This is a genomic window from Streptomyces sp. NPDC091682 (genome assembly GCF_044756625.1).
In the GTDB taxonomy this organism is placed as follows: Bacteria; Actinomycetota; Actinomycetes; order Streptomycetales; family Streptomycetaceae; genus Streptomyces.
Map to the genome: position 1 here is coordinate 743,861 of NZ_JBIVTH010000001.1, position 12,780 is coordinate 756,640.

Annotated in this window: 10 protein-coding genes and 1 pseudogene; 5 read left to right on the plus strand and 6 right to left on the minus strand. The window is 73.2% G+C overall.

Going from position 1 to position 12,780, the window contains the following annotated elements:
- Positions 1 to 37 precede the first annotated feature (37 nt).
- Together ACIQK6_RS03615 and ACIQK6_RS03620 are read right to left on the minus strand one after the other, a co-directional pair.
- Positions 38 to 649 (minus strand): response regulator, encoded by a 612-nt coding sequence (locus ACIQK6_RS03615; protein WP_402694288.1) that lies wholly within the window; start codon positions 647 to 649, stop codon positions 38 to 40.
- Between the two features lie 133 nt (positions 650 to 782).
- Positions 783 to 1,958 carry a histidine kinase gene (locus tag ACIQK6_RS03620; RefSeq protein WP_329105338.1) on the minus strand — a complete coding sequence of 392 codons (1,176 nt, stop codon included), beginning with the start codon at positions 1,956 to 1,958 and terminating at the stop codon, positions 783 to 785.
- A 125-nt stretch (positions 1,959 to 2,083) separates the two neighbouring features.
- Here ACIQK6_RS03620 and ACIQK6_RS03625 point away from each other — a divergent pair, with 125 nt between their 5' ends.
- Entirely contained in the window at positions 2,084 to 2,323 is a 240-nt protein-coding gene (locus tag ACIQK6_RS03625; protein ID WP_402694216.1) for a hypothetical protein, read from the plus strand.
- 522 nt (positions 2,324 to 2,845) lie between these two features.
- Here the strand turns inward: ACIQK6_RS03625 and ACIQK6_RS03630 are convergent.
- Positions 2,846 to 4,078, minus strand: a pseudogene (locus ACIQK6_RS03630) (DUF6777 domain-containing protein); the annotation flags it as partial.
- A 93-nt stretch (positions 4,079 to 4,171) separates the two neighbouring features.
- On the opposite strand from ACIQK6_RS03630, the gene ACIQK6_RS03635 reads away from it, so the two are divergent.
- Positions 4,172 to 5,467 carry a streptophobe family protein gene (locus ACIQK6_RS03635; RefSeq protein WP_329105333.1) on the plus strand — a complete coding sequence of 432 codons (1,296 nt, stop codon included), beginning with the start codon at positions 4,172 to 4,174 and terminating at the stop codon, positions 5,465 to 5,467.
- Positions 5,468 to 5,515: 48 nt separating this feature from the next.
- On the opposite strand, the gene ACIQK6_RS03640 is transcribed toward ACIQK6_RS03635, so the two are convergent.
- The 3 genes from ACIQK6_RS03640 to ACIQK6_RS03650 are packed head-to-tail and all read right to left on the minus strand — an operon-like array spanning position 5,516 to position 9,638.
- A complete protein-coding gene (locus tag ACIQK6_RS03640) occupies positions 5,516 to 6,532 on the minus strand; it encodes a serine/threonine-protein kinase (protein WP_402694217.1) in 1,017 nt (338 codons plus the stop codon).
- Positions 6,533 to 6,534: 2 nt separating this feature from the next.
- Positions 6,535 to 7,248, minus strand: coding sequence for a hypothetical protein (locus ACIQK6_RS03645; RefSeq protein ID WP_329105329.1), 714 nt, complete (start codon positions 7,246 to 7,248; stop codon positions 6,535 to 6,537).
- Between the two features lie 5 nt (positions 7,249 to 7,253).
- Entirely contained in the window at positions 7,254 to 9,638 is a 2,385-nt protein-coding gene (locus tag ACIQK6_RS03650; protein WP_329105327.1) for an FHA domain-containing protein, read from the minus strand.
- A gap of 179 nt (positions 9,639 to 9,817) precedes the next feature.
- Between ACIQK6_RS03650 and ACIQK6_RS03655 the strand changes: the two genes are divergently transcribed.
- The 3 genes from ACIQK6_RS03655 to ACIQK6_RS03665 are packed head-to-tail and all read left to right on the plus strand — an operon-like array spanning position 9,818 to position 12,736.
- Positions 9,818 to 10,897, plus strand: a complete 1,080-nt coding sequence (locus ACIQK6_RS03655; protein ID WP_329105324.1) for a cation diffusion facilitator family transporter — start codon at positions 9,818 to 9,820, stop codon at positions 10,895 to 10,897.
- Positions 10,898 to 10,954: 57 nt separating this feature from the next.
- Entirely contained in the window at positions 10,955 to 11,434 is a 480-nt protein-coding gene (locus ACIQK6_RS03660; RefSeq protein ID WP_329105322.1) for an NUDIX domain-containing protein, read from the plus strand.
- A gap of 48 nt (positions 11,435 to 11,482) precedes the next feature.
- Positions 11,483 to 12,736, plus strand: coding sequence for a Tm-1-like ATP-binding domain-containing protein (locus tag ACIQK6_RS03665; RefSeq protein WP_329108174.1), 1,254 nt, complete (start codon positions 11,483 to 11,485; stop codon positions 12,734 to 12,736).
- Positions 12,737 to 12,780 lie beyond the last annotated feature (44 nt).

Below are 12,780 nucleotides of genomic sequence, written 5' to 3' on the forward strand. Positions count from 1 at the left end.
ACCGCCGCGGCAGCCAAGGAGCCGACGGCCGCGGGATTCAGCGCCGTCCGCCGTCGGACAGGGTCGCGTCATGGACCAACAGGGCGATCTGGACCCGGTTGTTGAGGTCCAACCGGGTCAGGATCCGGGACACGTGGGTCTTCACCGTGGGCAGCGCCAGGTGGAGTTCCCGTCCGATCTCCGCATTGGACAGGCCCCGCCCGACCGCCAGGGCCACCTCCCGCTCGCGTTCGGCCAGCAGCTCCAGCCGGGCACGGGCGGCGGTCGCCCGGGTGTCCTGGCCGACGTCGCCCGCCACCTGGTCGATGAGCCGGCGGGTGACGGCCGGGGAGAGCACCGGGTCCCCGGCGGCCACCGTCCGGATGGCCGTCACGATCTCCTGCGGCGGCGTGTCCTTGAGGAGGAACCCGGCCGCTCCGGCCCGCAGTGCGCGCAGGACGTGCGCGTCGGTGTGGAAGGTGGTCAGGACCAGCACCTCCGGGGCTCCCGGTCGCGCCCGGAGGTGCTCGGTGGCGGCCAGCCCGTCGACGCCGGGCATCCGGATGTCCATCAGCACCAGGTGCGGTCCGTGCGCGGCGACCAGATCGGGCACCTCCGCCCCGTCCGCGGCCTCCGCGACCAGCTCGATGTCCGGGGCGCCGCCCAGCATCAGGCGCAGCCCGGCCCGGACGATCGCGTCGTCATCGACCAGCAGTACGCGGATCACCGGCGCCTCGTCTTTCGTGTCTCGTGGTCTCGTGTTGCGCGGTCTCGTGTTGCGCGGTCTCGTGCTCGTCCCCCGGTCAGCCCTGCCAGGGTAGCCAGGCCCGCACCCGGAACCCGTCGCCGGCGGGGAGGGCCGTCAGTTCCCCACCGGCCAGCCGGGCGCGTTCGGCCAGCCCGATCAACCCCTGACCGCCGCCTTCGGCCGGCGCGGGAACCGCGGCCCGGGCGGGATCCGGTCCGGGCGGCGGAGCGTTGCGGACCTCCACCGTCAGCCCGTCGCCCGGGCTCCCGGTGACCCGCACGTCGGCGGCCGCGCCGGGCGCGTGCTTGCGCACGTTGGTCAACGCCTCCTGCACGATCCGGTACGCCGTACGCCCCACCAGGGGCGGGGGCGCGGCCCCCTCGGGCGGTCCGGCCAGCTCGATCCGTCCGCCCGCCGCCCTCGCCTCCGCCACCAGTCGGGGGAGGTCCGCCAGTTCCGGCTGCGGGCGCTCGCCGCCCTCCGCGGGCCCCGTTCCCGACTCTGCCCGCAGGACGCCGATCACTTCGCGCAGGTCGTGCAGCGCCAGGTGGGCGCTCTCGCGGATCACCCCGGCGGCCCGCTCGATCTCCGCCCGCGGGGCGCCCGGATTGAACTCCAGGGCGCCCGCGTGCACGCTGAGCAGGGACAGTCGGTGGCCGAGCACGTCGTGCATCTCGCGGGCGATCTCCTCCCTGGCCTCCAGCCGGGCGCGCTCGGCCCGCGACTCCGCGTCCGCCTCGGCCAACTCGGCGCGCTCGCGCAGCGAGGCGATGAGCTGCTGCCGGGACCGCCGGAACAACCCCCAGCCGATGGCTCCGGCGATCAGGGCGAAGTACGTCACGGCCGAACCGGCCCGCTCCTCGGACATGTCCGGCAGTTGCCACAGGAAGAGGGGCAGCGGTCCGAAGACCAGGGCCGCCACCCATGCCGTGGCCTTCCACGGTCGTGCCGCGGCCACCGTGAACACCGCCACCATCGCCGGTCCGGTCAGGTAGTGCGCCACGGTGCCGGCCAGGAGCAGCGCCACGGCCAACTGGACCGGCGCGCGCCGCCGCAGCAGGACCGCCGCGCACCCGAGCCCGCCGGCCACCTGGTCGGCGGCCCGCCAGCCCGGGCCGAGGCTCTCCGAGACCGGAATGGACTGCGAGCTGACGGCGGCGAAACAGGCGGCGAAGAGGACGAGGGCCAGGTCGGCGGCCCAGTCCCGGCGAGTGCGGTGGATGCGGCGCATGCCCCGGAAATCTACGCGGGCGGGCGCAGGAGCGGGCGCCCGCGCCCCGCATCGCATACTTAAGTACGAGCTGAGGAGCCCAAAGGCCGATGTCCGGCCCGGCGCCCGGCTCCTAGCGTCGGAGCATGACCTCCACCTCGCCGAAGTCCCCGTTGGCCACTGTCACGGGTGCGCTGTGCTTCATCCTCACCGTCGGTGGCGCGAGCGGCCTGCTGCACGAGTGGCTCGGCTGGATCCGCTTCATGGGCTTCCTCCGGCTCCTCGCCCCCGACGGCTACGAGATCTACAGCTACGTCGTCATGATCGCCCTCGGCGTCGCGGTGGGCGTCGCGGGCGACGCACTCGCGCGCCGCGGCTCCGCCTGATCACCGGTCCGCTGCGGCGGCGCTCCGTGACCGCGCCTCCTCACCGCTCGGGGCAGGAGGCGCGGTCACGGACGTGAGCGGTCGAGGTCAGCTTTCCCGAGCCGGGCCCTCGGGCTCGTTCTGGGGGGCCGTCCGGGGCGGTTCCTGCTGCGGAGCGGACGGCGGCGGGGGCGCGGACGGCTTCGGCTCAGAAGTCTTCGGCGCGGAGGGCGGCGGCGGAGCGGTCGGGCGCTCGGGAGCGGCCGACGTCGGCGGGCGCGGCGCGGAAGACCTCGACGTCGCAGGCGACGTGGGAGACGTCAGAGCGGTGGGGGACGGGGGGGTCGCAGGTGCGGACTTCGGCGTCGGTGACTGCGCAGGCGGCTCGGAGGGCGGCTTCGAAGGCGTCTCCGAAGCCGGCTTCGAGGGTGACTTCGACTCCTCGGACGACTTCGACGGCGCCGTCGAAGGTGACTCGGCCGGGGTCTTCGACGGTGACTCGGAAGGGGACTTCTTCGGTGACTCCGACGGGGATTCTGACGGAGACTTCTTCGGTGACTCGGACGGAGACTCCGAAGGGGACTTCGACGGGGACTCCGAGGGCGACTTCGACGGAGACTTCGAAGGCGACTCGGACGGGGACTTCGTGGGCGACTTCGACGGCGGCGTCGTCACGGACGTGCTCGGGGTCGGGGACGTCCCGGACACGGTCGGCCTCGGCGAGGTCAGGGTCGGGTTCGGGGTCGTCGCCGACGGGGGCGGCGTGAGCGGCGGCGTCGGGACGGGCGGCGGCGGGATCGGCCTGTCGGGCTTGGGCTTGCCCTGGTGGTCGCCGCCCTTGGGGCGCTCGTACCACTGGTTGTCGCGGTGGTCGTAGATCACGATCTTGTTGACGACGGTCGGGGCCGGTGCGATGGCCACCACCTTCGCCGGCTGGTACGAGGGCCACGTCTGCCCGAAACGCTTCGGGGAGGCCTTGAGCGGCACCGGCGGACCGAGCGGGTTGCCACACGCGCAGCGCACGCGCGGCACTCCCCGGTCGTCCACCAGCACGGCCGTCCCGGCCTGCAGCACGGCCTGGTAGGGGACGAGCTTGCCGTCCCGGTAGCTGTGGTTCGTCACCCGGGTGTCGAACCGCAGCTGCACCGAGGTGAGGGAGCGGAGGTAACCGGGAACCGCGGCCGGCTGGATGCCCTGCGCCTGGGCGAAGGCCGCGTTCTTGGCGGGGTCGGCTCCCAGCGATCCGATCAGCTTCTCGACGTCACAGCTGGCGACGTTCCGGGTGCCGCCGTACACGCCCGGCGCCGAACCGCTGACGCTCCTGGTACCCACCGGCCCGGTCGGGCTTGCGCTCGGACTGGCCGTGCCCTGGGGAGAGGGCGGCGGGCTCTCCGGCGGGGGCGGCGCGTCCTTCACCACCGTGGACTCCGTGAAGGGATCGGGACCGGAGGCGGCGACCGGCTGGAGGAACACCTCGCCGCCGGCGTTGTCGGCCTTCCCGGTGGGCCGGGTCAGGACCACGGCCAGGGCCACGACCGCCGCCACCGCGACCAGCGCGGTGACGAGCCGTGGCACGGAGCGCCACCAGGGCCCACCGGCCCCACCCTGCCCCGGGCCTCCGGGCCCGCCCGGCCCCGCCGGCCCACCAGGGCCACCCGGCGGCGCCGACGGCGGCGGCGGTGGCGGAGACCCCTGCTGGCCGCCCGAGAGCGGGCCCGAGGGCGGCCCGGTGGGGCGCCCTGAAGACGGCGGTCGGCCGGACGGTTGTGTGGTCACGGGCTCTTCTTCCCAGGAGGAGTGAGTTCCCCGGGGACCATTGTGTGCGCCGTCCGGGTGGTGCCCGCAAGCCGGGGATGTCACGGTGGCAGGGTGAGTCGGACGCCGGAATCGTCATCGTCGGGGGGCTCCGCGAGGGCATGGCGGGACGCCCTCGTAGCCGTCGTCGCGGGATTCGTGGTGATGACCGCGGTCGCCGCCGCCGGGCTGATGTGCGCGGGCGCGGGCGGCCTCCCGGGCGGCGCGTTCCCGCATGTGGTCGCCGCCGTCGTGGTGATGGCGGCGGGCGGTTCGCTGGACGTGTCGGCCGGTGCCGGTTCGCTGGCGGGCGCGGACGTGAACCTGTCGGTGGTCCCGCTCTCGGTGAGTCTGGCGGGCGCCCTCGTGACCGGTTACCTCTTCCTGCGCCCCCTGCACAACCGGGCCGTGGCCCGGCCCCGCGAACTCATCGGCCGTGCAGTCCCGTTGGTCGTGCTGTGGCTGCTCGCCCTGACCGGCGCCGCCTTCCTCGCCCGCGAGACCTTCGGCATCTCCACCGGCGACTCCCCCATCGGGACCATCACCGAACTCCTGGACTCCGCGCCCACGGTGGGCTTCGAGGCCGACCTGCCGGCCACGCTCCTGTACGGACTGCTGTGGATCCTCGGCCTGTTGGTGATCGCCCTACTGGTCTCGCGGCGCGCCCCGCTCCCGGCCCGACTGGTCCGCTTCCACACGGCGCTGCGCCCCGCCGCCTTCGCCACGATGCTGCTGCTCCTCGCCTACGTCGTCCTCGGCATCGGGGTCGGCGTGGTCGTGGCCGCCACCCAGGGCCATGCCGACCGGACCCTGGCCGTGATCCTGCTCGGGCTGCCGAACCTCGTCTGGCTCGCGCTCACCCTGGGCTTCGGCGGCGCCTGGGAGGGCAACGTCGAGGGGCCCTTCGGACTACCGATGCCGCAGCTGCTGGACCAGGTCCTGCGCGGCTCCGACCCGTCCCGGATCGACGTGTCCGCGCTCGCGGAGCAGGACTCCCGGGCGTGGTGGCTGGTGGCGGTGGCCGCCGTCCTGCTGCTCGGCACGGGCGTACTGGCGGCCGTACGCTCCCCCGCCCACGTCCGCCCCTGGCAGCACGCCCTCCACTTGGGCGTGGCCCTCGCCCTGGCGACCCTGACGGTCTGCCTGCTGGGCCGGATCCAGGCCCAGTTCGGCCTCTCCCTGCTGGGCATCGGCGACGTGGACGGCCTCGGCGGCCAGGTCAACTTGCAGCCCGTGCTGTGGCGCAACGTCGGTCTCGGGCTGCTGTGGGGCGCGGTGGCGGGGTTCCTGGGCGCCCTGCTGGCCCGTCCACTGCACCGCGGCGGCCGGGTCGACGAACCGGCCGCCACGACCCGCGCGGCACCCGGGTAGGCCGAGCAGGCCGAACAGGCCGAACAGCTCGAGCGGGCCGGGAGCGGCTCAGGCCGTTCCCCCGGGCGCCGGCCGGTTGAACACCGGCAGCGCCCACCGCGGCACCGGAGGCGGGGCGGGCAGGTCCGGGTGCGCGGCCCGCCCCGCCCCGTCCTCCGCCTCGCCCGCCTCCCCCGGTGGTCGGCCGCCCTCCCCCGCCCGCCGCAGGGCCCCGGTGAACTCCAGGCAGCTGTTCCACCGGTCGTCCGGCGACTTGGCCAGCGCCTTCGCCAGGACCGCGTCCGCCTCCTCCGGCAGTCCCGGCCGCCGCGAGCTCAGCGCGGGCGGGGCGTCGTACTGGTGGGCCCACAGCAGGGCGATGTCGTCGTCGCGCTGGAAGGGCGGTTCCCCGGCGAGGGCCTCGTAGACGACGCACCCCAGGCTGTAGACGTCGCAGCGGCCGTCCACCGGCTTCCCCGAGATCTGTTCCGGCGCCACGTAGGTCAGGGTGCCGACGAACTGCCCGTCGGTCGTGAACCCGGTCAGCGACAGCGATTTCTTCGTCAGCCCGAAGTCCGTGAGGTAGGCGTGTTCCGGATGGTCCCGGTCCGTGCCCGGGGCGATCAGGATGTTGCCCGGCTTCACGTCCCGGTGGACCAGGTCGTGGGCGTGTGCGGCGTCCAGCGCGGAGGCCACCTGGCCGGCGATCCGCGCGGCCGTCTCCACCGGCAGCGGGCCCGTCCGGTCCAGCATCACCCGCAGGTCCGGTCCCTCGACGAGGCGCATGGCGATGTAGAGCAGTCCGTCCGCCTCCCCCGCCTCGAACACGGGCACGATGTGCGGGTGCTCGATGGCCGCGGCCACCTTCGACTCGTGGGCGAACCGCTGTCTGAAGGTGTCGTTCCGGGCCAGCTCGGGGGCCAACAGTTTCAACGCCACCCGCCGGTCGAGGCGCAGGTCCCGCGCCTCGTAGACGACGGCCATGCCGCCGCGCCCGATCTCGCTCTCCACCAGGTAGCCGGCGATCTGCTTCCCGCGCAGGTCCGTGGGGGACCCGCCGGCGGGCTTCGCCCGTTCCTCGTCCACCGTCAGCCGCCCCCGGGGTCGCGGGTCTCCACGATCCGGGTCGGGTCATGGGCCACCGCCGGTTCGGACCGGTCCCCGGGCTCTTCTCGTGGGATTCCGACCGCATCGGTGGGGGGCGGTTCCCGCCGTACGGGTGCCCCGCCGGCCGGAGTCGTTTCCGCGGGCGGTTGCCGTGGCCCGGGTTCGGGCGCGGACGGGCCGCCCGGGCCGGCGACGACCGCGTAGGTCGACATGCGGTCCCCGTCGTCGTACAGCCACCGGCCCGACTTCTCGTCGTAGAGCCACACCGACTCCCCGTCGATGACCACGCCGGCCCGCAGCCCGCGCAGCGAGCGGCGGAAGGCGTCAGCGTCGATCCGTCCCGAGGCGAGCTCGTCCACGGCCCGCCGGTAGCGGTCCAGGGCCTCGGAGCCGCGCGTGAGCAGCGGCCGCGGGTCCTCGGAGCGGACCGGGGGCCGTCCGCCGGCCGTCGGTGGCGGGTGCGGTACGGCGACCAGCAGCCGCCCGTCCACCCAGGCGGACCATCCGTTGGCGCACAGGACCTCCCCCCACTCCCCGCGCCGGGACAGCAGCTGCACGGGGAGGAACGGGTCCAGGGGCACGGTCGGCCGGCTGACGTCGGGCCCCTCCCAGGCGGACAGTCCCTCCTGGGGCACCACATGGGTGGGCCGGAAGCCCTCCACCTCGCCTCCGGGTTGACCCAGCGGGCTGCTCATGGGGCCTACTTCCGCATGACGGTCGGCTCGTGGCGGCGCAGCAGCCGGGCGACCAGCACGCCGAACAGCACGGACAGGACGACGAGCATGCCCATTTCGAGGAGCCAGAGGTGGGCCTCGTGATCGAACAGCGGGTCCTGGGTGATCTTGCCGGGCACGATGGCGCCGAGGTCGATGGTGCCCGCCATGGCTCCCATGGCCCACCGGGCCGGCACGAACCAGGCCAGTTGTTCGATGACGGGGACGCCGGTGAGTTTCAACAGGGAGCCGCAGAAGACGACCTGGACGATCGTGAGGAGGACCAGCAGCGGCATGGTGACCTCCTCCTTGGTCACCAGGGCGGAGATCAGTAGGCCGAGCACCATCGCGGTGAGGGACAGCAGGGCGACGGCGAGGGTGATCTCCAGGAGCGGTGGCATGAAGTTGCCCCGGCCACCCGGGGCGTTGATGGTGACTCCGGCGAGGCCCACGAGGGTGAGGACCACGGCCTGGGCGACGGTGATCGCGCCGAGGACCACGATCTTGGACATCAGGTAGGCAGACCGGGACAGGCCGACGGAACGCTCGCGCTGGTAGATCACGCGTTCCTTGACGAGTTCGCGCACCGCGTTGGCGGCGCCGATCAGGACTCCGCCGACGCACAGGATGAACAGGGCGTTCAGCGCCGTTTCGGCGTTGAGGGTGTTGCCGGCCAGCGCGCGGGTCATGGCGCCCATGACGAACGGCAGCGCGACCATGATGACCAGGAAGGTGCGGTCGGACCTGAGCACGGCGGCGTACCGGCGGATCAGGGTGGAGAGCTGGGAGCCCCAGCTCTGGGCCTTGGGCGGCGGCTGCGGGGGGACCCCGGCGGCCCGTTCGGCCTGCGCCGTGAGCGGGAGCCGGCCGGCGGTGACGTCGACGTTGCGCCGGTGCAGCGGCGAGGCCCGGTACTCCCCGGCCCAGTCGCGCTCGCGCTGGTTCTCGAAGGCTTCGAAGGCCTCGGGCCATTGTTCGAAGCCGAAGAAGTCGAGGGCCTCCCCGGGAGGACCGTAGTAGGCGATGCGCCCACCGGGCGCGAGGACGAGGAGGCGGTCGCAGCCTTCGAGGTTGAGCACGCTGTGGGTGACGACGATGACCGTGCGGCCGTCGTCGGCGAGTTCGCGCAGCGTGTTCATCACCGAACGGTCCATTCCGGGGTCGAGTCCGGAGGTGGGCTCGTCCAGGAAGAGCAGGGAGGGCTTGGTGAGCAGTTCCAGGGCGACGGAGACGCGTTTGCGCTGGCCTCCGGAGAGGCTGTGGATGGGCAGGTCGGCACGCTGTTCGAGGCCGAGTTCGCGGATCACCTCGTCGACCCGGGCCTGGCGTTCGGCCTTGGCGGTGTCCTGCGGGAAGCGCAGTTCGGCGGCATAGGTGAGGGCGCGCCGGACGGTGAGCTGGGAGTGCAGGATGTCGTCCTGCGGGACGAGGCCGATGCGGCTGCGCAGCTCGGCGTAGTCGCGGTAGAGGTCGCGGCCGTCGTACAGGACGGTGCCGTGGTCGGCGGGGCGCAGGCCGGTCAGCGCGCCGAGCAGGGTGGACTTGCCGGCTCCGCTGGGGCCCACGACGGCGAGCAGGCATTTGGCGCCCACGGGGAAGGAGACCTGCTCGAGGAGGGTCTTGCGGCCGTTGTCGACGGCGACGGTGAGGCCCTGGACGTCGAGGGAGACCTCGCCGGTGTCCACGAACTCCTGGAGCTGGTCGCCGACGAGGCAGAAGACCGAGTGGCCGATGCCGACGATGTCGCCCTCGGTGACGGGGGTGGCCCGGGTCACGGCGGTGCCGTTGAGGTAGGTGCCGTTGTGGCTGCCGAGGTCGACGATCTCGTAGCTGCCGTCGGCGAGGGCGTGCAGTTCGGCGTGGCGGCGGGACACGGTGAGGTCGTCGACGACGAGGTCGCTGTCGGGGGCGCGGCCGATGCGGACGGCGGTGCGGACGGGCAGCGGCCGTACGGTCGTCGGCTGCCGGAAGGTGCCGGTCATGGCCGGGGTCGTGACGTGGGAGGGGCGGCCGGTGCCGGGCGCGGGGGGTGGTGCGGGCGGGGGCGGCGGCGCGGGACCGATGACGGCGGCGCGCGGCCCGTCGTCGACGCTGCCGAAGCGCAGTTCCGTGCCGACGCCGACGCTCCACTCGTGGACGCGGTGGCCGTCGGCGAAGGTGCCGTTGGTGCTGCCCTCGTCCTCCAGCGTCCAGTGGTCGCCGTCCGGGCGCAGGATCGCGTGGTGCCAGGAGACGCGGGCGTCGTCGAGGCAGATCTCGCACAGCGGGTCCCGACCGACGTGGTAGATCCGGTCGGGATCCATCTCGGTGGCGCCCCAGTCGGTCACCAGGACGAGCTGGGGCGCGGTCGGCACACTTGGGCGCTGGACCATGACCAGATCTTCCCACGATCGGGAAGGTCCGGCACCGGTCAGGCATCACCGCAGGTCAGAGGCCTCTTATGGGTAATGACAACGGTCCCCGTTGCAGCCTTTGCCGATCCCGCCGGGGTGCGCTTCACTTCACGCGACGGAACCGAACACACGGGTGCCGCGACGAGACGGGGGACGCCATGAGTGGGCACGGCCACGCGCACGACGACCACGGACACGGGACCGGGAACGGACGCGGGAACGGGTCCGCGGGTCACGACCACGGCCACGGACCCGGAGGACACGGCCACGGGCCCGGCGGGCACAGCCACGGCGTGGCGGCCGATGCCGACCGGCGCTGGCTGGCGATCGCGCTCGCCCTGATCGGCGGGTTCATGGCCGTCGAGGTGGTCATCGGCGTCATGGCCAATTCGCTGGCCCTGATCTCCGACGCGGCCCACATGCTGACCGACGCGGTCTCGATCGTCCTGGCGCTGATCGCCATGCGGCTGGCCGCGCGCCCCGCCCGCGGCGGCTTCACGTACGGCCTCAAGCGGGCGGAGATACTCTCCGCCCAGGCGAACGGGCTGACGCTGATCCTGCTGGCGGTCTGGCTGGCGTACGAGGCGGTGCGGCGGCTGCTGGACCCGCCGCCGGTGGAGGGCGGGCTGGTCGTGGTGACGGCGCTCGCGGGCATCGTCGTCAACGTCGCCGCGGCCTGGTGCATCTCCCGGGCGAACCGTTCCACGCTGGTCGTCGAGGGCGCCTACCAGCACATCCTGAACGACCTCTTCGCCTTCATCGGCACCGCGGTCGCCGGTCTGATCGTGCTGACCACCGGTTTCCGGCAGGCGGACGCGATCGCCACGCTGGTCGTGGTGGTGCTGATGGTCAAGGCGGGTTACGGGCTGGTCCGCGAGTCCGGCCGGATCCTCCTGGAAGCCGCCCCGGCCCACGTGGACCCGGACGCGGTCGGCGACCGGCTGGTCGGGCACCCGCCCGTCACCGAGGTGCACGACCTGCACATCTGGACGATCACCTCGGGCCAGGCGGCACTGTCCGCACACGTGCTGGTGGAGCCGGCGGGTGACTGCCACGCCGTACGCCGGGACCTGGAGCAGTTGCTCCACAAGGAGTACGGGATCACGCACACCACCCTCCAGGTGGACCACGCGCAGGAGTCCCTGCTCACGGTCGGCCGCACGGGCGGGGGCACCTCCGACGCGCACTGCGCGGACGCGCACGGTCCGGTCCACCGGCAGGGCCCGCACGACCACTGACGGCAGAACGCACGTCCGCGTCACTGGCCGGGATCCGTACGGGGCATGGATGTACCCATGACACACAAACGCAGTGCCGGACTGCTCCTCTTCCGGCGGACCGGTCCGGAGCCGGAGTCGGGTGTCGAGGTGCTCCTCGGACACATGGGCGGCCCGCTCTGGGCCGGACGGGAGGCCGGGGACTGGGCCATCCCCAAGGGCGAATACGGCCCGGAGGAGACCCCGCGGGACGCGGCCCGCCGCGAGTTCACCGAGGAGATCGGGCTGCCCCCGCCGGAGGGCGACTACCTGCCACTGGGCGAGGTACGTCTGACCAGCGGAAAGCTGGTGACCATCTGGGCGGTGGAGGCGGATCTCGATCCGGCGCTGATGGTGCCCGGGACGTTCACGATGGAGTGGCCTCCGCATTCCGGAAACGTCCAGGAGTTCCCGGAGCTGGACCGGGTGGCCTGGTTTGCTCCGCCCCTGGCGCAAAACATGCTGATCCCATCCCAACTCCCGTTCTTGGAACGACTGTTGGGGCTCCTGAGGGTTTGACCCACACTTGCACTTGCCAACACCCTTACCTGCATGGAAATTGCACACATGACGAGCGTCGTGCTGGTGGGGACCTTGGACACCAAGGGTGTGGAGTACGGCTGGCTGCGCGAGGGGCTGCTGCGCGCCGGCGTCGAAGTGGTTCTGGTCGACACGGGGATCGTGGGCGAACCCCGGGTGGCCGCCGACGTACCGCGTGAAGCGGTGGCCCGGGCGGCCGGAACGCAACTGTCGGACCTGCGCACGGCCGCCGACCGGGGTGCGGCCGTGACCACCATGGCGAAGGGCGCGGAGGCGACCCTCTTACGACTGCACGCCGAGGGCAGGCTGCACGGAGTGCTCGCCATCGGCGGGAGCGGCGGCACCTCCATCGCCACCCGGGCGATGCGCGCCCTGCCGCTGGGCGTACCAAAACTGATGGTCTCGTCCATGGCGTCCGGGGACGTCCGCCCCTACGTGGGCTCCTCGGACATCACCATGATGTACAGCGTGGTGGACATCGCGGGGATCAACAGCGTCTCCGCGCCGGTCCTGGCGAACGCCGTGGCGGCGATCACCGGAATGGCCCGGGCCCACGCCCGCAGCTCCGCGCAGGGGCGGCCGCCCCGGCTGGGCGGGGGCGACCGCCCCCTGGTCGCGGCGAGCATGGCGGGCGTGACCACGGCCGGGGTGGATGCGGCGCGCGAGCGGCTGACGGAACTCGGCTACGAGGTGCTGGTCTTCCACGTCAGCGGCACCGGCGGCCGCACCCTGGAGACCCTGGCCGGCCAGGGGGTCTTCGCGGGCGTCCTCGACCTCACCCTCAGCGAGCTCGCCGACGACCTGTGCGGGGGCATCCTCAGCGCGGGCCCGGACCGGCTCAGTGCGGCCGGGCGGGCCGGGATCCCGCAGGTGGTGAGCCTGGGGGCGCTGGACATGGTGAAGTTCGGCCCGCTGGAGAGCCTGCCCCGGCAGGTCCGCGACCGGGGCGTCCACGTCCACAATCCGTCGATCACGGTGACCCGTACGACCGCGGCCGAGTGCGCGGAGCTCGGCCGCCGGGTCGCCGCGAAACTGTGCGCGGCGAGCGGCCCCACGGCGGTGTGCGTCCCGCTCCGTGGACTGTCCACGCTCGGCGCACCGGGCGGGCCCTACCATGACCCCGGCGCGGACCGGGCCCTGTTCTCCGCACTGCGCGAGGGTCTGCGGGGCAGTACCACGAGGCTCTACGACTACGACACGCACATCAACGATCCGGCCTTCGGGCGGGCTGCGGCCGACCGGCTGCACGCCATGATCGGCGCCGTCTCGGCCGCGGCCTGAGCCGTCCGCCGTGGTTGGGAACCGGCCACGGCGGAAACCACGTC

Coding starts and splice junctions, on each gene's coding strand:
- ACIQK6_RS03620 (WP_329105338.1), bottom strand. CDS start 1,958: ATGCGCCGCATCCACCGCACTCGCCGGGACTGGGCCGCCGACCTGGCC.
- ACIQK6_RS03625 (WP_402694216.1), top strand. CDS start 2,084: ATGACCTCCACCTCGCCGAAGTCCCCGTTGGCCACTGTCACGGGTGCG.
- ACIQK6_RS03615 (WP_402694288.1), bottom strand. CDS start 649: ATGCTGGGCGGCGCCCCGGACATCGAGCTGGTCGCGGAGGCCGCGGAC.
- ACIQK6_RS03660 (WP_329105322.1), top strand. CDS start 10,955: ATGACACACAAACGCAGTGCCGGACTGCTCCTCTTCCGGCGGACCGGT.
- ACIQK6_RS03645 (WP_329105329.1), bottom strand. CDS start 7,248: ATGAGCAGCCCGCTGGGTCAACCCGGAGGCGAGGTGGAGGGCTTCCGG.
- ACIQK6_RS03665 (WP_329108174.1), top strand. CDS start 11,483: ATGACGAGCGTCGTGCTGGTGGGGACCTTGGACACCAAGGGTGTGGAG.
- ACIQK6_RS03650 (WP_329105327.1), bottom strand. CDS start 9,638: ATGGTCCAGCGCCCAAGTGTGCCGACCGCGCCCCAGCTCGTCCTGGTG.
- ACIQK6_RS03655 (WP_329105324.1), top strand. CDS start 9,818: ATGAGTGGGCACGGCCACGCGCACGACGACCACGGACACGGGACCGGG.